The 19,395-nt window shown below is 65.4% G+C and carries 15 protein-coding genes; 11 read left to right on the top strand and 4 right to left on the bottom strand.

What is annotated here, in order from left to right:
- The first annotated feature begins 202 nt into the window (after positions 1-202).
- The 4 genes from VT03_RS18425 (at position 203) to VT03_RS18440 (ending at position 3,213) form a co-directional block, all read left to right on the top strand.
- Positions 203-1,423, top strand: coding sequence for a response regulator (locus VT03_RS18425; protein WP_075094337.1), 1,221 nt, complete (start codon positions 203-205; stop codon positions 1,421-1,423).
- A 77-nt stretch (positions 1,424-1,500) separates the two neighbouring features.
- Entirely contained in the window at positions 1,501-2,049 is a 549-nt protein-coding gene (locus VT03_RS18430) for a response regulator (protein ID WP_075094338.1), read from the top strand.
- A 123-nt stretch (positions 2,050-2,172) separates the two neighbouring features.
- Positions 2,173-2,721, top strand: a complete 549-nt coding sequence (locus tag VT03_RS18435; RefSeq protein ID WP_075094339.1) for a hypothetical protein — start codon at positions 2,173-2,175, stop codon at positions 2,719-2,721.
- An 84-nt stretch (positions 2,722-2,805) separates the two neighbouring features.
- Positions 2,806-3,213 carry a hypothetical protein gene (locus VT03_RS18440; protein WP_075094340.1) on the top strand — a complete coding sequence of 136 codons (408 nt, stop codon included), beginning with the start codon at positions 2,806-2,808 and terminating at the stop codon, positions 3,211-3,213.
- A gap of 192 nt (positions 3,214-3,405) precedes the next feature.
- Here the strand turns inward: VT03_RS18440 and VT03_RS18445 are convergent, their stop codons facing one another.
- Positions 3,406-4,452, bottom strand: coding sequence for a bifunctional transcriptional activator/DNA repair enzyme AdaA (locus VT03_RS18445; protein WP_075094341.1), 1,047 nt, complete (start codon positions 4,450-4,452; stop codon positions 3,406-3,408).
- A gap of 249 nt (positions 4,453-4,701) precedes the next feature.
- Here VT03_RS18445 and VT03_RS34265 point away from each other — a divergent pair, with 249 nt between their 5' ends.
- Positions 4,702-4,839 (top strand): TrkA C-terminal domain-containing protein, encoded by a 138-nt coding sequence (locus VT03_RS34265; protein WP_197488994.1) that lies wholly within the window; start codon positions 4,702-4,704, stop codon positions 4,837-4,839.
- A 44-nt stretch (positions 4,840-4,883) separates the two neighbouring features.
- On the opposite strand, the gene VT03_RS18455 is transcribed toward VT03_RS34265, so the two are convergent.
- A complete protein-coding gene (locus VT03_RS18455; protein ID WP_156514597.1) occupies positions 4,884-5,525 on the bottom strand; it encodes a hypothetical protein in 642 nt (213 codons plus the stop codon).
- Between the two features lie 754 nt (positions 5,526-6,279).
- Positions 6,280-7,311: a PA14 domain-containing protein gene (locus VT03_RS18460; RefSeq protein ID WP_075094343.1), complete on the bottom strand. Its 1,032-nt coding sequence runs from the start codon at positions 7,309-7,311 to the stop codon at positions 6,280-6,282.
- Between the two features lie 227 nt (positions 7,312-7,538).
- On the opposite strand from VT03_RS18460, the gene VT03_RS34990 reads away from it, so the two are divergent.
- From VT03_RS34990 to VT03_RS18485, 6 genes are all read left to right on the top strand, one after another.
- The gene (locus tag VT03_RS34990; RefSeq protein ID WP_255378398.1) at positions 7,539-7,664 is read left to right on the top strand and encodes a hypothetical protein; all 126 of its coding nucleotides are present in this window, start codon (positions 7,539-7,541) and stop codon (positions 7,662-7,664) included.
- Between the two features lie 72 nt (positions 7,665-7,736).
- Positions 7,737-7,961, top strand: a complete 225-nt coding sequence (locus VT03_RS18465) for a hypothetical protein (protein ID WP_156514598.1) — start codon at positions 7,737-7,739, stop codon at positions 7,959-7,961.
- A gap of 126 nt (positions 7,962-8,087) precedes the next feature.
- On the top strand, positions 8,088-8,627 hold the full coding sequence (locus VT03_RS18470) for a prepilin peptidase (RefSeq protein ID WP_075094345.1): 540 nt from the start codon (positions 8,088-8,090) through the stop codon (positions 8,625-8,627).
- Between the two features lie 601 nt (positions 8,628-9,228).
- A complete protein-coding gene (locus VT03_RS18475) occupies positions 9,229-10,785 on the top strand; it encodes a GTPase family protein (RefSeq protein ID WP_075094346.1) in 1,557 nt (518 codons plus the stop codon).
- Between the two features lie 632 nt (positions 10,786-11,417).
- Positions 11,418-12,998, top strand: a complete 1,581-nt coding sequence (locus VT03_RS18480; RefSeq protein WP_075094347.1) for a multiheme c-type cytochrome — start codon at positions 11,418-11,420, stop codon at positions 12,996-12,998.
- Between the two features lie 7 nt (positions 12,999-13,005).
- Positions 13,006-14,784, top strand: a complete 1,779-nt coding sequence (locus VT03_RS18485; protein ID WP_075094348.1) for a multiheme c-type cytochrome — start codon at positions 13,006-13,008, stop codon at positions 14,782-14,784.
- Between the two features lie 434 nt (positions 14,785-15,218).
- Here the strand turns inward: VT03_RS18485 and VT03_RS18490 are convergent, their stop codons facing one another.
- Entirely contained in the window at positions 15,219-19,337 is a 4,119-nt protein-coding gene (locus VT03_RS18490; RefSeq protein ID WP_075094349.1) for a hypothetical protein, read from the bottom strand.
- Positions 19,338-19,395: the final 58 nt, after the last annotated feature.

The following is a 19,395-nucleotide window of genomic DNA, read 5'->3' on the forward strand; positions in this document are numbered from 1 at the left end:
CGACAGGATAGGCCGGCCGGATCGCAAGATCGATCCAGCCTCATTCCGACGAACATCCTAATTTTCGGCCCGATCAGGGGAACGGGCGATTGAAGCCCTTTCGGCTTGGGGTAACCTGACAACGTTGGTCCGGGGTCCGGTGTTTCGCCGCGGTGGAGGCGGCGGGGATTGGTTCCCCTCCCGTTTCCCCGTCCGCGGTCTTATGAAGATCCTGGTCGCCGAAGACAGTCCGGTGATGCGCAAGATCCTCACCGCCTCTCTGCAGAGGTGGGGGTACGACGTCACCGAAGCGGAGGACGGCACCGCCGCCTGGGAACGGTTTCAGGAGGGGGAGTATCAGCTCGTCCTGACCGACTGGGTCATGCCGGGGCTCGACGGCTACGAACTCGTCCGGCGGATCCGCGCGGCGGGCCGGCCGAACTACGTCTACCTGATCCTCCTGACCGCCAAGTCGGAGAAGGAAAACCTCGTCCAGGCCATGGAGGCGGGGGCGGACGACTTCCTCGCAAAACCGTTCGCCTCGGATGAACTGCGGGTCCGCGTCGCCCAGGGGGAACGGGTCATCCGGCTGCAGACGGCCCTCACCGAGCAGAACCAGAAGCTGCGGGAGGCGCAGGCGGCCCTCATGCAGAGCGAGAAACTCACCAGCCTGGCCCAGCTCGCCGCCGGGATGGCGCATGAGATCAACAATCCCATCGCCTACGTAAGCAACAACCTCACGGTGCTCCGCCGGAACGCGCAGGACCTGGACGAGATCCTGGCGAAATACCAGGAAGGACGGGAGGAACTGGCCCGCGTCAATCCGGGGCTGGCCGATGAGGCGGCGCATCTGGAGCAGGACCTGGACCTGGCCTGGATCCGCGAGGAGCTGCCCCGGACGTTCGAGGCCTCCGTCGATGGACTGAAGCGGGTCCGCGACATCGTCAAGAACCTGCGGGACTTCGCCCGGCTGGACGAAGCGGACTTCGAGTCGGTCGATCTCCGCAAGTCGGTCGAGTGCGCTCTCAACATGGTCCGGCCCGAGCTCGACAAGCGGAAGATCCACGTCCTGGTGGAGTCCGAGGAGGTGCCGCGCGTGTTCTGCCGGCCGCTGAAAGTCAACCAAGTCTTCTACAATCTTTTGCTCAATGCCGTTCAGGCGAGCGACGACGAGAGTACGATTGAAATTCGGACCTGCACCGACGGGGAAGGAGTCCGGGTGGAGATCGAAGACGACGGCACCGGCATCGACCGGAACAACATGCCGCGGATCTTCGAGCCGTTCTTCACCACTCGTCCTGTCGGGCAGGGAAAGGGATTGGGCCTCGCTCTTTCCTACGGAACGATCCGCGACCACGGTGGCCGGATCGACGTGGAGAGCGAGGTGGGGTACGGCTCGACCTTCCGGGTCTGGCTCCCCTTCAAGCCCGCGCCGGTTGCATGACGTGACCGTTGGCCTCCGTCCTCTCCGCGCTTGGGCGCTCGGAAGGGGGACGGTGACGCCGCCTCAAGAGAGTTGGAATGAACAAGCCCGATCGTCCGCCGATCCTGCTCATCGATGACGAGCCGGAGATCCTGCAGTCGCTGAAGGGACTGCTCCGCCGCGAGTTCACCCTGCACACAGCCGACAGCGGCCAGCAGGCGCTCGAGATCCTCGAGCGGGAGCCGGTCCATGTCGTGATGACCGATCAGCGGATGCCGGAGATGACCGGCACGCAGCTGATGGCGAAGGTCAAGAAGAAGTTCCCCGACGCCGTGCGGATCATCTTCACGGGGTACGCGGACATCAAAGCGGTGGTCGACGCGATCAACACCGGCGGCCTGTACCGATATCTGACGAAGCCCTGGGATCCGGATGAGCTGGTCCAGGTGTTGCACCAGGCGGCGAGCGAGTATGTTCGCGTGATGGAGCAGCGGCGCCTCAACCAGGAGTTGCACGAGTTTGTGTGCGACAGTTGCCGGTTCGCCGACGAGATGAAGAGCAGCGGGGCGTTGCCGCCGGCCTTCGAGACCTTCGCCTCGCGCGGACAGGCGATGCGGGAGCGGCTCGCGCCGTTCCTGGACTCGTGACCGTTTGCGTTCGATCCGGTGCCTCTCGGCACGTCGACCGTTTGTCCCCCGACTGTCCCCGATGCCTTTTCGTTTCCGTTCCTCGATCGTCACGAACCATCCTCGGACGAGGGAGATTTGCGAGTGAGTTCCAAACAGCCGGTTCTGCTGTTGGTCCTGATCGAGACGGACACCCTGCGGTGGTTCGTCGCCGGAATCGATCTGGAGGGGGGAAGCTATCCGCTGATCGTCTCCGAGCCGGGGAACCTTCGGCCGTATCTCGGCGTCCCTGTCGATGAGCAGGTGAGTTTTCTCCGGCATCGGCTGGCCGGTGCCCTGCAGCGCGGTTGCGACCGCCTGTGGGGGCGGCAGATGAAGCCGTGCCAGATCGTGCTGCTGACCGATGGTCCGTATCGCGACGCCGATCCTGAACTCGCGCGGCTGGTGGGGCAGCACTTCTGCGACTGGATGACGAACCCGCCCGTGGTCTGCGGGATGTCGCGCGGTCTGTTTGAAGGCTCCGCTCCGCTGGAGTGGGAGGTGCTGGCGGGGAGTCTTGAGCCGGAGCGGCTGAAGGCCCTGGCGGCCGGGGTGGATCATCTGCGGGAGGCTCTGCGGAGCGATGAGGCGTGGGAGCTGATTCCGAACAAGCCTCATACGGCGGCGAAGGCGAGCGTCGCGGCCGACGCTTAACGGGGATGCCGGGGCCTGTCTTGTTTTTTGGCCCCTTTGCCCGCCGGAAGCACGTCCGTCGTGAACGGTCCAGGTGAGGCGGCGATGTCGAGTCCCGTTCCACTCCCCGCGACGGCCCGGCTCGGGATGATCACCGACTGGGCGATCGAACCGGACCAGCTCGCCCTGATTCGTCACCTCTTCACCAGCGGCGTGACCGAAGCGGATCTCGTCTACAGTCCCGAACGCCGCTCGTGCACCTGGCCCTGCCCGGCCTGTTCGCCGGCCCATGCACACTGGGTCGATTTGGTGATCCACGACTGCGTTCTGTTCCTCTGGCGGCGGAAGGAGATCGTTGAGCGGCTCCGCCAGACCGGCAGCAACATCCAGCTCATGATCTCGGTTCCCGAGACATGGCATTCCTTCAGCCTCGGTGGTTCGTCGCTACGGCACCTTCTGGAGATGAATGTCCTGCTGATCCTGGAGCCGGTTCGTGACGAAGAGAGTTCGTGAGCGAACCGAGTCGGGGGAGAGAGGGTTCACGCGGAGACTCGGAGGCCGCGGAGAAGAGAGGACGTGCTGGTGTTTCCTCCGCGTGAGACTCATCCCGAAAGATCGGCGACGCCCTTTCAGAGTTTTGCCCACGGAGACATGCGGTTCCTGCGGCGTTGAATGAGGCGTGAATTTCCTCGCTGGCGCTTCGGGCTAGTGTTGGCGGCCCTTCTCCAGATCGAGAAGAAACTGCTTTCGCCGCAGGCCGCCGCCGTAGCCTCCCAGTTGCCCATCCTTGTTCACGACCCGGTGACACGGGATCACGATCGAGATCCGGTTCATCCCGTTCGCCGTTCCGACCGCCCGGACCGCCGTCGGGTGTCCGATCGCTTTGGCGAGAGCCTCATACGAACAGGTCTCGCCGTGGGGAATCCGCAGGAGCTGGTCCCACACCTTTCGTTGGAACGGCGTTCCGGGATAGACGAGCGGGACCGTGAAGGCCTTGAGCTCCCCTTCGAAGTACCGCTCGAGCTCCGCCTGAAGCCGCTTGAGGTGCGCGTTCGTTCCCGGAACGACGGGGGACCGGAACAGCCGCTGCACGGTGCGGAACTGGGCTTCGAGCATTCGGCGGTCGGAGAACTCGAGAAGGCAGATTCCGTCGCTCGTCGCGCCGGCGACGAGCGGACCGAGCGGGCTCTGGATCCAGGCCACCTGCACGCACTCCCCCTGCGGGGCCCTGGCGGGGGTGTCGCCGAAGACGCGGGTGAACGCCTCACGGAAGCCGCTGTGCGACTCGTAGCCGCCGGCGAAGACCGCCTCGTCGATCGTTCCCCCTCCGCGGATGTGCTGGAACGTTCCGGACAGCCGCCGCATGCGGGTGAAGGCCTGGAAGGTCATGCCGTACTGCCTCTGGAAGTAGCGCCGGACGGTGGCGGGGTCGATCCCCCGCGTTCGAAGGTCGCCGTCGGTGATTCGGGACTGCGGGTCGCGCTCCACGTCTGCCAGCAGGTCGGCGGCCCAGGGGGGCTGGTCATCGGTCTGCAGCGGCCGGCACCTTTTGCAGGGGCGGAAACCCGCGACCAGGGCCTCCCGCGGCGTCGCGAAATACTCGACGTTCCTGGGGAGCGGCTTGCGGGCGGGGCAGGTCGGCCGGCAGAAGATCCCCGTCGTCCGGACCCCCAGGACGAAGAGGCCGTTGTAGGACGCATCCCGTTCGAGATACGCCCGCTCCATTTCCGCGGCGGGTGGCAGCGTGCTCATGGGGGAAGTCTATCGGTGGCCGAGATCCGGTCCGCCGGTTTTCAGGCGCGGATGTCGGAATCCAGCCACGGTCGACAGTTGCCCAAAGTGCGCCGCGACTTTCATAGTCAGTCCGACCGTCCAGGACTTTCTCGACATCACCGGCGCCCGCGGGGCGGAACTGCAGCTGGCCGAGGTCCACGTGACGGACGGCAGTTCGCTCGTCGGAGAACTCCTTATCGGAGGCCGACCGGCGGGCGATGGGGGGTGATGGTGATCGGGATCCGCCGCGCCAACGGCGAGGATTTCCTTCCGCCCCCCGGGGCCACGCGGATCCTTGCCGGCGACATCCTGTTCGCCTTCGGCAAGTCCGCCGCGGTCAATGAGGGGATCGGGGAACGGCACTGAGTGGGCCGATATCGCGGCGCTCGGGCCCTATCTTCTGATGCGGCTCACTGCTTCTCAGGATCGTCCGCCTCGTCTCTCGGCAGGATTCGGATGGACCGGACGTTGGGGACCGCTCCGGGCTTGATCGGGATGGTCGTCCGCAGCAGGTAAAGTCCCGGTTCGAGGTGTCTTTTCAAAGGGACCTCAATCTCGTAATTGCACGTCCGCTCGTCGCGGGGAAACGACGCCATGATCCAGGACTCGCAGATGATTCCATCCAGGTTCTTCTCGGTGGGCTGTCGAAACTCGACCAGGACCGGTGGTCCAAGCGTTCCCTCCGCCTGAGAGTTATGCGGAAAGCTCCCCTTCAAGAGATAGGTCCGTTCACTGACGAGCGGTGGCAGATCCTCCGTCTGTCCGAGGTCGACGTCACGGTCCGCCTTGAGCAGGGGAACGACAGCGTCCGGAAAATCTGCCGACTGTGCGGGAGGTCCGACCGCTGTCCATGTCTCCCCATCGGTAACGCGGCGGAGGTTCTGGATGCACACGACGGTCCTGTTCTGTCCAGGGAGCCAGCCGCCGCGGGGAGGGTCGAAGCCAACGACGAACTGTCCGTCGGCGTCGGCCTGGACGGTGACCTTGAGCTGCTGAAGCGTCTTGCCATCTTCGAATTGATGTTCGACCAGCACCTCCACGGGAACTCTCATCGGAGGGACGATCTGGCCGGAGACGCCAAGTCCGGCTGACGGACTGACGACAACTTGAGCCCCAAGCGGGGGAGGAGCGCGTTTCCTCATCTCGATCGTGGGCCGATCGAAGCCCCTGGCTTCCGAGATCAGGCACGTCAGCAGCAACAGGGGAAGCAGGCGCACAGAAGAGACGAGTCGCATGCGAGGGCCCTCGAGTGGAATGCGATGTTCCAGGACGATTGTGCATCTCTCGTTTCGACATTGCCACAACAATCCTGAGGTGCCTCAACGGTCCGGGGCTCGAACCGCGTCCTCGCCGGCACAGCTCCCATAGCTCCAACCCAACGTGCGACGGCAGCCTGGGGTCAAGGGGGTCTCACCCCCTTGCCGCCGGTGGCCTCGTCCTCACTGAACCATGGGACACAACGGACGTTCCCTTTGTGGAACCGGCGTCGAGGACTCGATGCTCGCTCTGCCATCCCCGCGGGTTGATGAAGGGGCATACGGCACGGTGTCCACGCTTGGACACGTGCTCCTTCAGACATCTCTCGACGAGAGGGCCTCCGGCGGGCAAAGGGACCAAGAAAACAACACAGGCCCCTCTGCACTCCCCACCAGGGTGCCCCTGGACCCGGGATACGCATTCACGTGAGGTGCGATCTGGAGAGTCGCATTTTCCTTGTCCTTGGTCGCTAGCGGCGAGTGAGGTCGAGGCGGACCTCCGTCGGACGGTTCCGTCCGCACGATCTCATTGTTCCGCGCCGCAGTCTCGTCACTCCCCCTTCGCGGCGGACGGTCCCGATGGCGGCCTTCGCTTGGGGACGGCGGACTTCGTCTGAAACAGGCACTCGGGAGGAATGCAGAGTTCCTTGTCTCCCTTGGGAGGGACCCAGTGCAGCAGATAGCTTCCGCCGTACACGGTATCGACGAATTCGATCCGGAGCGGGTAGGGGACGTTCGCCTCCAGATCCAGGAAGGCGGTCTCGTGCTTCCGCCGGTCAAAGTCGGCGTCGAGGAGCGGTTTGCCGTCGATCCAGACCCGCATCCGGTTGTCGGCCCAGCCGATGAACTTGTAGTTCCCGGTCACCGGCGGCACGAGGACCCCCGTGTACCGGGCTCCCGCGTTGGGAGGGAGTCCCCACTCCGGCGCGCCCTCCCCCCAGATCGCTTCCGCTCGCGGCACCGTTGAGGCCCGGAGCCTGCGGCTGAAGGACTTGTCGAAGTACTCCGCGATCAGCCCCGACTTGGACTCATCCCCGCGGTCGGGCTTCGCGTTCGCCCGCGCCTCATCCGGAAACAGTGCCGCCGGCGGAACGGGGCAGGGGACGGGGACGCCGACCGGCTGCCAGAGCAGGACGATCCAGGACGCGCCGCCGACGTCGAAGTGCTCGACCGTGATCGACTGCGGGGTATCGGTCAGTTCGACCGACGTCTCCAGATTGAAGGCTCCTGTTCCCCCCTCGTTCAGCAGCTGCCGCCCCCCGACCCACAGGCGGACTCCGTCGTCGCAGGAGACGAGCAGCTTGTAGCGTCCGGCTTTCGGAGCCCGGATCCACCCGCTCCACCGGACGGAAAAGTCGTCGACTGGCGCCTCGTCAGCCGGAGCGCCGTGGTCCCAGAAGCACTCGATACTCGGATCGATCCGCTCGCGAACCAGCCGCTGAAAGTTCCGGCCGGCATAGATTTGCGCCTTGAGTCCGTTCAGCGGAGCGACCGGATCCTGGCCACGCGACACCTGGCCGCCCGCCTGCAGGATCCCCAGGACCACCCAGATGGCGACCAGTCTGCGAGCGTGACGGTTCATGGATGCCCGTTTGGTGAGAGGAGCCCCGGTTTGCGGCAGAAGAAATCAACATACGCCCCGTTTTCCGCCGATTCCAGTGGTGCCGGATCCACGGGCCGCGAAAAGGACCCCGGATGAAGATGCCGAAAGATCCTGTGGAACTGGCCGGCCCCCTTGCGTAACATCAAGGGATGCAACGTCATTCTCAACCGCGTCCGTCGGGGAATCGCCGGGCGGGGTTTGGGACGATGGATTACATCCTGGCGGTCGGTGTCGTGTTTCCGATCGTGGCCGTCGGGATCCCGGCTACGAGGCGGATGTTGCGGCTGATGTACGAGATGACGTGTACGCTGATCGCGTGGCCGTTCATGTAGATTTGGTTGGCGGTCGTTCCGTTCCCTGTTGATTTGTTTCTGGAGGCCGCCGCGGGGCGGCAGGAGTCGATCGTGGCTATTCGCAAGTGGATTCGTCGTCTGGCCCGGACCATCCGCCGCGATGAACAGGGGGCTCTGAGCCTTGAGGCTGTCCTCCTGATCGGCGCGATCGCGATTCCGGTTCTGATCGGCTTCATGAAGTGGGGTTATCCCAAGGTCAAGACGTACTTCATGGACGGCATCAACGATCTGGAAGTCCAGACGGAGAACGTCCAGAACGACGAGGCGACCCGCTGAGCGCGGCGGCTCCGTTTCCTCCTCGGTCTTTCCTCTCTCTCCCCCTCTCCGTTGCCCGAGCAGGCTTCTGTCGGGCGCGGCGCAGTTTCGTCCGGGGCCGGCGGGCGGTTCGGAATTGGACTCGGAATGGATGATCCATTCGTCTGGTCGCTGCCCGTCCTCGCGGCGACTGCGGTTGCGGCGTGGACGGACCTTCGCCAGGGACGGATCTCCAACCTCCTGACTCTGCCGGGGATGCTGGTCGGCTTCCTGTTGAGCGGCGTGCGGAACGGGACCGAGGGATTGGCGGATTCGCTGCTCGGCTGGGTGGTGCTGGGGGGGATGATGGCGGTTTCGCTGGCCCTGTGCCCGGGCGTGGGGGGCGGGGACGTCAAGCTGCTGGCGATGATGGGGGCTTTCCTGGGGCTGGAAGGGGGGATGGAGGTCCTGCTCTGGACGTGCGTTTTGGCGGTCGTGCAGGTGATTGTCCGGCTGTGCTGGAAGGCGGGGCCGCGGAATGCCTTGCGGGCGGTGCGTGCGGCTCTCTTTGGACGGAGCGCGGCACTCAGCGAGGCGGATCGGGAGGCGGTGGATCGGTTGCTGGTCGACCGGTTGCGGCTGGGGCCGGCTGCATTGGGGGCGCTGCTGATCCTGCTTGTCGAGCGGCAGGCAGGCTGGCTGGAGTAGCGTCGGAATCGATGTCCTTGCCGGCACGACGTGGTAGCTCAAACCCAACGTGCCATGGCAGCCTGGGGTCAAGGGGGCCACGCCCCCTTGCCGCCGGAGGCGCTTCCATGAGGAACCATGGGACACAACGGATGTCCGCTTTGTGGAACCAGCGTTGAGGACTCCCTTATCCACACCGCTGGCTTTGCAATCTCCGCGGGTTAGGTGAAGGGGCATCCGGCACGGTGTCCGCGATTGGACACTCGCTCCTTCAGATTGATCGAGACGAGACGGGCCTCCGGCGGGCAAAGGGCCAATAAAACGACACAGGCCCCTCGGCACTCCCCACCAGGGGCCCCTGGACCCGTGCTGTGGAGACCCATCGGGGGGGCGATGTCCGGGCCGTTCGTGCGGCAGAAAGACCCCCGGCAGCAGAAACCGGCGATCCGGCACGATTTCCGCACCCGGCAGAACGCACCTTGGTCCGCTCTCTTCATCGACGCGTTGTCGTCATGACGTACGATGACGGGCAGCGAGAACGACAGCCCCATCCCCCATCGGTCCGCCCTGGCTGAAGACTGATATCGAAAGACCGCCTCAACGAGGCTCCCCCGGGATCACCATGAAACTCAAAACCCAATGGGCCCTGCTGGCGGCGTTCTCGATGGTCCCCTATCTCTTCCTGGGAATCGCCGGGGCGCTGTGGCTCTATCACTCGGGATGGTGGCTGTGGTGGTTCATCGTCACCGCCCTCGTCACGCTGGCGGGCTGGCCCGTCATGCGGCGGCTGCAGAAGTCCGGCTCCCGCCCCTCCGCCGGCGCAGTCCCCGCCTCGAACGAATGGTCCCCCCTGGCCCGCTCCGCCTGGGACGACGTCCAGACGATCGCCGACCGCTACCAGTCGCGGGACATTCCGCTCGATCAACCGGAAGTGCTGACGGGCCTCGCCCGGGAGATCCTGGAGACCGTCGCCCGGCGGTTTCACACCACATCGAAGCAGCCGGTCTACGAGATCCCCGTTCCCCACCTGCTCCAGATCGTGGAACTCGTCGCCCGCGACCTGCGGGAGACGTTCACGGCCAACATCCCCGGCTCCCACATCCTCACGATCCACGACCTGATCCGGCTCCAGCGGCTGGCCAGGATGTTTCCGTCGATGCACCGGCTGTACCGGCTTGTGAGCCTGATCATCAACCCGGCCACGGGGCTCGCTCGCGAGTTCAATACGATGATGCAGGAGGAGATGCTCAACGCCTCCGCCGAGGAGACGAAGCGGTGGGCGGTGCAGTACGTCGTCCGGAAGGTCGGCTTCTACGCCATCGAGCTCTACAGCGGGAACCTGGTGCTCCGGGGGGTCGAGTTCAACCCGTACATGAGCGAGCGGTCGAAGCGTTCGCTCGCCGTCGAAGAGAAGCGGACGAGCGCCCTGGCGAGCGAGCCGCTCCGGATCCTCGTGATCGGCCAGGTCAAGGCGGGGAAGTCGAGCCTCATCAACTCGCTGTTCGGCGAGGTGCGGGCGGCGGTCGACGTGGTTCCCCGGACGAAGAGCGTCGACCCGTACCTGCTGGAGCGGGACGGTCTCCAGCGGGCGATTATCCTCGACACCGCCGGCTATGAAGACCCCTCGAAGGCGAACGCCGCGATCGACCAGGCCCGCGAAGAAGTCCTGCAGTCGGACCTGATCCTGCTGGTCTGCACGTCCCTGACGGCGGCCCGGGACGCCGATCGAAAACTGCTCGATCACCTGCGGGCTCTGTTCCAGAAGACGCCGGACCGGGAGTTCCCGCCGCTCGTGGTGGCCCTCACGCACATTGACCAGCTCCGGCCGATCCGGGAGTGGAGTCCCCCCTACAACCTTGCCGATCCGCAGAGTCCCAAGGCGCGGCAGATCCGCGAGGCGGTCGAGGTCACGGCGTCGGACCTGGCGGTGGAGGTCGATCAGGTCATTCCGGTGAACCTCGCCCCCGGTCAGATCTACAACGTCGACGAGGGGCTTGTTCCGGCGATCTTGAACGTTCTGGGGGCTGCCGACCGGGCGAAGTACCTGCGGTGTCTCAAGGAGTTCCGGGACGAACAGTACTGGTCGCAGCTCCGGACCCAGGCCAAGAACACGGGCCGGATCCTGCTGCAGGCGGGGATGAGGCTGCTGACGGGAGCGCGAGGCGGCCCGCCGAACTGATGGACGTCCTTGCCGGCGTAGCGTTGTTCGCTCAAACCCGTCGTGCGACGGCCGCCGGGGTCAAGGGGGTCTCACCCCCTTGCCGCCGGAGGCACTTCCATGAGGAACCGTGGGACAGTACGGGCATCCCCTTTGTGGAGCCAGAGTTGCGGACTCACCGCTCGCTCCGGGATCCCCGCGGGTTGGTGAGGGGGCATACGACACTGTGTCCGCGCTTGGACACTCGCTCCTTCAGATTGATCGAGACGAGACGGGCCTCCGGCGGGCAAGGGGGCGTGGCCCCCTTGCATCCCTCACCAGGGGTACCCCCTGGACCCCGGTTCTTAGGCATGTCTGTAGCCCGTTTCTGCGAAGACATCGTCCCAACACGAATCACCATCCATCCGAGCCAATCTCACCCATCGCGACGGTTGTAACAGCAAGGAAAACCCGACCAACGGCTCCGAAGAACCGGCGCAGAGTCGTTGGGATTTTTCCTTCCCGAGCCGGAGCGAGAATTCCTCTCGCGGCTGCGGCAGGTTTGGCCGAAGAGATGAAGGGCGGGTAGTCTACCGTCAGCGTTTGATGGCGCGGCGTTCGTCGGGGACGGGCCGGGAAGGGGCGATATGCGTTATTCCCATTCTGTCAGGGGCGTGGATCTTGCCCGTTGGGTCGGCGGCCTGGCCATCGGTCTCGCCTGCGCCACGGCGTCCGTTCGCGCGGAGGAGCTGGCGGTCGCTCCGGAATCCCTCCCGGCTCCGCCGCGGGAAGGACAGACGCTGATCCTCCCGGAGAGCGAAACTCCGCCGCCGGTCGCGCTGAACCGGTTCCTCGGCTCGCAGTCCTGCGGCGCCTCGAACTGCCACGGCAACCCGAACCGCGAAAACCTCGTCCTCTCCTCCTACCACTTCGTGATGGACCGAGACCCGCACCAGAAGGCGGGACTGGTCCTCTACAACGAACGCTCCCGAAACATGGTCGAGCGGCTGAAGCTCGGCGTTCCGGCCTGGAAGGCCAAGGAATGCCTGGTCTGCCACTCCCCGGGTGCGGTCAACGCGTTTGATCCGTCGCTCGTCTCGGCCCTCGTCCGGGACGGAATCGGCTGCGAGTCGTGCCACGGGGGCGCGGAGGGCTGGCTGGCCGCCCACCGCAGCGCCGAGTGGAAGTTCCCGGATATCTGGTCGGAAGAGCGGAAGACCGCGGCCGGCTTCAAGACGAACAAGAACCTCGCCACCCGGGCCCACATGTGCGCCGATTGCCACGTCGGCAGCCCGGGGCAGCAGGTGGATCACGACCTGATTGCCGCCGGACACCCGCGGCTCAACTTCGAATTCGCCGCCTATCAGGCCCTCTACCCCAAGCACTGGCGGGTCTCCGACGACCGGGCCCGCACACCGGTCGCGGGGGGCGAGGCGTCGGTCCGGGGCTCGACCTTCGAATCGACGAGCTGGCTCGTCGGACAGCTCGTCACGGCCGATCATGAGCTCGCCCTGCTGCTGAACCGCGCGGAACGCTCCGGCAAGTCCGGACCGGAACTGGCGCAGTTCGACTGCTACGCCTGCCACCACGAGCTCCAGGACCAGAGCTGGCGGCAGGTGCGAACGAATTCCAAACTCAAGCCGGGCGAGATCGGCTGGGGAACGTGGGGACTGGGGCTCGTCGAATCGCTTCCGCCCGCCTACTCGCTCCTCAATGCCGAGCAGTTCCAGAAGGACGCCGCCCTCCTTCGCGGCCACCTCCAGACGCTGCAGGCCCGGCCGGACGTGATCCACTCTCCGGCGACCCGGATGCGGGCGGAGCTGCAGGCGGCCCTCGCGAAGATTCCGCAGCAGCGGTACGACGCGGGTTCGGTCCAGACCGTCCAGGACGGGCTCCTCAAGGACCGGAACGAACTGGTCCAGGGGGGCTGGGACCGGACGACGCAGCTCTATCTGGCGACCGCGGCCTTGCAGAATGCCGGCCGAGAGGCCCGGGGCCTGATCGGCGGGACGCCGGGAGCGGAGGACGCCTCCCTCCTCAAGGTCCGCCAGCTCCTTTCGTTCGATCCGGTGAGCGGGGCGCCGCGGACCTTTGAGATCACGGACAGCCCCCGATATCGTAAGGGGACCCCGGACGAGATCCTGCGGGCTTTTGAAGAGTACCTCCAGACCCGGCCACGAGTTGAAGCGGCCGTGCCTGCGGACGCGCTTCCGCCGGTGGCCGACCAGAGTCCTCTCCTTCTTCCACGGCAGTAAAAGGGACATGATGCGCGGCCAGATGCAGTTCGCGGCGTTCGCGGCGTGGAGCTGTCTTGCGGTCCTGACGGCGTCCGGAACGGCGCGCGGTCAGGAGAAGGGACAGTCCGGCGGCAAGATGCCGTGCTACTTCGGCACGCCCGAATCGGGCGCCCGCCGCGTCGACGGCATCCGTTCCTGCACCCTCTGCCACGGGCGGACCGGGGCGAGCTCCGAGCTGGCGCTGCCCGATTTCCAGTTCGAGGACGACGGCTTCGTCCTCCTCAATGAACTGGTGACGTGGGCCAAGGACGACAAGCACTACCAGGCCTACGCGGTCCTGCACAACGACCGCTCGAAGGAGATGGCCCGCCGGTTAGGGATCGTCGAAGATCCAAAGGATCCGAACTCCAAGTCGTTGATCCATCTCGACGCGCGGTGCCTGGGCTGCCACAGCTCGGTCCCGCTGAAGCAGATTCCCCGCCGCGACGGCGCGCCGAACCTGGCGAGCGTCGATACGCTGGCCGATCCGCGCTACAACCTGGGCGTCTCCTGCGAAGGGTGCCACGGTCCGTCTTCGAAGCTCGAAGGGGACAAGGCGGCCGGCGGCTGGGCGGCGGCCCACTGGCAGGACCCGAAGTGGCGGACGATGCCCGCCGGCGAGAAGTACAACGACTACGGTTTCTGGGACGTCCGGTCGGCCCGATCCCGCGCCAAGATCTGCCTCTCCTGCCACGTCGGCAATGTGGACGAGGGGAAGGTGGTGACGCACGAGATGTATGCCGCGGGGCATCCTCCGCTCCCGAGCTTTGAGCTGGTCGGGTTTGTCGCTCAGGAGCCGCGGCACTGGCGGAACCTGGAAGACAAGGCCCCGAAGATTCGCGACGCCTTCCTGAAGGCCCGCGGCGAGAAGATGGAAGCGGACGAGCTCCGCCAGACGCGGGCCCTGATGGTTTCCGCCCTGATGTCCGTCAGCGAGTCGATGCGGCTCAGCGCGGACCTGATTGAAGTCCCGGCGGGTGCGAGCGTTTCGGGCTCGACCTGGCCGGAGCTGGCGAACTTCTCCTGCTACGCCTGTCACCACGATCTCAAGCGGGACGGATGGCGGCAGTCGCGGCCCCGGACGAGCGTTCCTGGCCGGCCGACGCTGCACGAGTGGCCGACCGCGATGGCGATGATTGCCGCGGGCGTGCTGGGTGAGCAGGACGAGCTGAAGAAGCAGATGGACGAAGTGCAGACCGCCCTCAATGCGGCTCCTTTCGGCGAGAACAAGCAGCTTCTGGCGGCAACGCGGAAGCTGGCCGACACGGCGGACACGATGGCGGTCCAGTTGGAGGCGAAGGTCCTTCGCGAGGCGGATGGGAAGGAGATCCTGAAGAAGATCGCCACCTACGGATCTGAAGACCTGTACGACTACGACACTGCCCGGCAGCTGGTCTGGGCGTATGAGCGGGTCTATGCGGAGCTGCTGAAGAAGGCGGACAAGAGTGCCCCGGCCGCCGCGACGGAAGGGGAAGTCGATCAGGCCAAGGAGTCGGAGAACACCTCGAAGGCGTTGGCCTGGAAGGGGTGGATGGTTCAGGAGAAGCCGCTGACGGAGTCGCAGCAGATTTTGAAGTCGCTGGAGTCGTCGCTGGTTCTGGATCTGCGGACCGGTTCGACGACGACGACGAAGTTCCCAGGTGAGCGGCAGGCGCGTCCGCAGACGGATGTCGATTTGTCGAAGACGTTGCCGGTCCTCGGTTCTTATGATCCGGCAACGGTTCAGGGGGCGTTCAAGCGGCTGCTGGTTCAGCCCGCGCCGTAGTCTCGATTCACCGGGTCCAGGGGCACCCTGGTCAGGGGGTGCAGGGGGGAGAATCCCCCTTGCCCGCCGGAGGCTTGGCCGTCGAGAGATGTCTGAAGGAGTGAGTGTCCAGACGTGGACCGCGTGCCGGATGCCCCCTCACCAACCCGCGGGGATTTCAAAGCGAGCGGGGCAGGGTGAGCGCGTTCTCAGCGATAGCGTCTTCTTGTGGCGCTCAGCTGTCAGGTTGCCCGCTACATGATCTTCGAACCGATCGCGTCCAGCGGGGCACGCTGAAGCGTGGACTCCAACGCCGGCTCCACAAAGCGCACGCCCGTTACGTCCCACGGTTCCTCGTGGAAGCGCCTCCGGCGGCAAGGGGGTTCCCCCCCTTGACCCCCAGCGGCCATGGCACGTTGGGTTTGAGCTATCAGCGCCGTGCCGGCCAGGACGGTCTACTGCCGCAGGAACGTTGGGTGCAGGCTCTCCCCGTAATACTGCTCCAGCTTCCGGTGCAGATCGATCTCGCGGGGACGACGACCGTTGATCCCATAGTCGCGGACCCCATCCAGCACCTTGTACAAAGTGCGGCCGTCCGGTCCGAGATAAAGCCGCCGCTGCTCTTCCAGATTCAGCGGACGAGCCCCGACACGGCCGAACACCGAGATCTGATTCCCGCACTCGTCGACCGCACGGTCGCGGTCCACACCCTTCGACACCGCAAGCGCCTCCCCGCCCTTCGGGATCACATACGTCCCGATCAGCTTGGGAACCGGCCGCGGCAGGAAACCGTCATAACCCGGAGTCTCCGGCGACGTGAGCTGGATCACCCGCAGACCGTTCTTGCCGTCCGCCACGAAGGCGAACTGGCTGGCGTAGTACACGCCGAGCTTCACGTCGTGAGCATCGTTCAGGCATCCGCCCGCATTGAACTGCAGGTACGGCTGCGGGTTCTCCGGGTTCGTCACGTCGAGGATCACGAGACCATCACACCCGGCCGCCACGTAGGCATAGTTACGGGCGACGTAGATGTTCTTCGCTTCCCGCATCGGGACCGCACAGACCGGCTTCGGCTGGGCCAGCTCGGTGACGTCCAGAACCTTCACCCCATCCTCGTCGCAGACGAAGGCGTAGCGGAACTGGACCTGGACCGCCCGCGGCTTGCGGAGCGTCTCTTCGCCCACGACCGAGACGACACACGGCTTCTTGGGATCGTTGATGTCGACGACCACCAGTCCCTTCGGACAGCAGACATACGCGTAGGTCCCGACGATCGTCACCGACTGGGCCCCGTTGAGGAGGCCGTTCGGATTGAACTGGACATCCGCCTTCACAAAGTTGTTCAGCGGATTGCCGTCGAGCAGCGATCCGGCCCCGATCATCACGAGCCCCAGTTCGAGGTCCGTGCCGTAGATGTAGGCGTACACCGGGTGGACGTCCTGCTCGCAGTTCTCCGGCTTTTGCTTGCGAGTCGGGTCCGGAGCCACGGTCGTCGGCGCGGTGACCGACGTCGCGAACGGAGTCCGGACGTAGAACTTCTGCCCGACCGGTGAGACCGGGGCGGTCGTGACGCGTTCGGAGAAGCCTTTGTTCTCGATGAACGAGACGTCGAAGATCCGGAAGCCGGCGTCGCCGCAGGCGGCATACAGGAACTCGCCGCGGAGCTGGAGGCTCAGGATCTCCGGCGTCAAACGCGGGTGCAGCACGCCGTCGCTGATGTCCTTGCCGGGATGCTCGTCCGCTTCCAGCTCGTAGTCCTTCTCGACGTGCTCCTCGTACTTCTCCGGATAGACGATCTCGTGCATCGTGCTGCCGATGACCGTCTGCGGCTCGTCCCGCTCGCTGACGATGACGGCGTGGAGACCCTCCTCGCCGGCGCCGACCCAGCAGAACCGCCCGATGAAGTTCATGAAGTTGGTCCCATGCATCATCAGCTGGGCCATCTGGGCGTTGTTGTCGTTCTGGATCGACAGGTGGCAGTCGCTGCAGTTCTTGGTCTCACCCTTGCCGCGGACGGTGTGCGGGACGTTTGTGCTGAAGGCGATCCCGCTCAGGCCGTCGGCTGAGATCGTCTGCTGCTGCTGGTAGATCGCTTCGCGGTTGGCGTTGTACGACGTCACGTGGATGGCGCACGAGGACCGCGAGGGGCCGATCCGGTTGTTGGTGACGTTGCCGTCCTTGGCCAGCATGTAGATGTCTTCCCGCAGCGTCTGGAAGTTGTACGAGACGTAGTTGCGGGTGACGTCCCCTTCGTTATGCAGGGCGGGCAGCTTCTTGTTGGCCTTCTGCGGCAGGTGGCAGCCGTAGCAGCTCGGGTTCCACGACGAGTGGCACGCGATGCAGCTCATGTGCTCGTTGCTGTGGGCGCACTGCGTCTCCTGCTCGGGGACGCTGCCCCAGATCGTCTGGCCGTTCTCGTCGCGGCGGATCGTCTTCGCCAGGGCCGAGAGGGCGTTGTAGTGCCGGTGCTTGGGGTCGACCGTGTCGACAACCTGCTTCACTTCCCAGCTCAGGTCCGCCTCGACCATCGAGTTCTGGACGATTTTGTCGTCCCGGACTTCGAACCGCCGCTTGCCGAACGGCGTCTTCATGTTCGTCAGGTCGCGGCCGTTCGGATACGGGTCGGGACGCTCCTTGGCGGCGGGGCCGGAGGTCAGGAGCTTCGGGATCCCGTTGAAGAACCGGACCGCGTGCTTGTCCGTCGTGCCGTGGCAGTCCTCGCAGGCGATTTCGATCGCCGCCCGGACTTCGCCGTACAGCTTGCCGTTGCCGTGGACGTCCTGGATGAAGTGGCAGTCGACGCAGTGCATCCCCTTCTCGAGGTGGATGTCGAGCATGTGGACGGGCGAGCCCTGCTGAAGACGCAGGAGGTCCTCCTCCATCTTCTCCACCTGAGCCATCGTCTTCTCGTCGATGTTCCGGTGCAGCTTGCGGGCCTGCATCGGGAAGTTGACCGCCCGCTGCCGGTCCTCGGCGGTCGGCTCGGGGATCATGTTCCCCTGGTGGTCGAGGTGGTTGCCGAAGCGGTCCTTCTTGAAGACCGCCTTGAACGCCCAGCCGTGGCCGTGGAAGTCCGAGAAGTGGGTTTTGCGGGCTTCGGGGTTCAGCGAGACGAGGTTGTCGAGGAACTCGGGGTTCGTCAGGTTCGTGCGGGCCGCGATCTCGTTCGGGTCCTGCATCTGGGCCTGCGTGAATTCTTCGGAGGTCGGGTCCTTCTCTTCCTTCGGATAGATCAGGTCGCCGTCGGTCTCCATGTCCCACCACATGTAACCCAGGTAGCTGTTCATGACAGTCGTTCCGGGATGGATGTGGCAGACGATGCACTGGCTGGTCGGGACGCCGGTGACGAAGCGGTGGCCGACCGGGTGGCCCGGCTCGTCCTTGGGGATCGTCGGATCGATTGCCTCGATCAGGTCATCCGGAGCCGAGGCCGCCTTCCCCTTGTTGCCGTACTTGGCCCACGGGCCGGAGTGCACCGGCGAGCGGTCGTTGGCGTAGATCATGTGGCACGACGTGCAGCCGCTCGAGCGGTAGTCGCCGGGGTGGTCGTTCGTGCCGAGGAAGTTCAGGGTCGGGTCGAAGAGGCGGGTCTTTTCGAGACCGACGAACACGGGGTCGGTCCGGTTGAGCGTGCCCAAACCGCGGTTACTGGACCGCTGCCGGGGACGGCCCGGTTCTTCGGTCCGTTCGGGAATCCCGACTTCGGGAGCGAACCGGCCCCCGCGTTCGAAGATGCGGAGGACGTTGCTGGGCTGCGTGACGTTGAACCGCGGCAGCGGATCGAGGTACGGCAGGACTCCCTTGGTGGCGGTCTCTTCCGGGGTCGGCGGGGGAACGGTCTGGATCCGCTGCGCGGTCCCGTTCATGCTGTAGCTTTCGCCGTACTTGGGCCACTTGTTCGGCACGGCCCCGTTGTTGTAGAGGGCCGCTCCCCACAGCATGCAGCCGTGGGTCATCATGCTCTTGTGAACTTCCAGGTTCTCCTTGGCATGGCAGCCCGATGCTCCGCAACTGATGTGGGCAATGCGGAGGTCGCCCGGGTTCACGAAGCGGATGAACTCCGGATTCTCGTGGTTGAGGGCCGTGTAGGAGCGGACCGGGTTGGCCGACGAGTAGAAGACGTTCGGGAAGCGGGGATGGATGTGAGCCAGGTTCTTGTCGACGCAGTCGGCGTTGCCGCCGTGGCAGTCGGTGCAGCCGAGGTGGAACGAGAGCGGCCGGCCCGGCTGCTTGTGGGGGTCGTGCGAGTTCTGGTGGCACTGGAGGCAGCCGTGGCTCTTGGCCATCGCCTCCGATTCCGACTGCTTCGTGAAGTCGACCCCCATCAGCTCCGGCGGGACCGGATACGGGGTCGTCTCGGCCTTCGCGTCGGCCGGCTTCGGATCCGCCGGTGCGGCCGAGGCCTGCCGGGTGTCGGCCGGGCGCGTCTCCGCCGGGAGCGGGTCTTCCTGAGCCTCGACCCGCGGCGCGAGCGCTTCGGAGTCATGCTCGGGGCCGGTCAGAATCGAGAGGACCACCCAGGCGGCAAGAAAGCCGGCGCCCGTCAGCCACTTGATAAGAGACTTGGTGTGCATTGGAGGCATCCCTGCCGCTGTCGACCACGATAAGTGGGTGAGCCCGCACTGTGCCGGA

Source organism: Planctomyces sp. SH-PL14 (genome assembly GCF_001610835.1).
Lineage (GTDB): Bacteria > Planctomycetota > Planctomycetia > Planctomycetales > Planctomycetaceae > Planctomyces_A.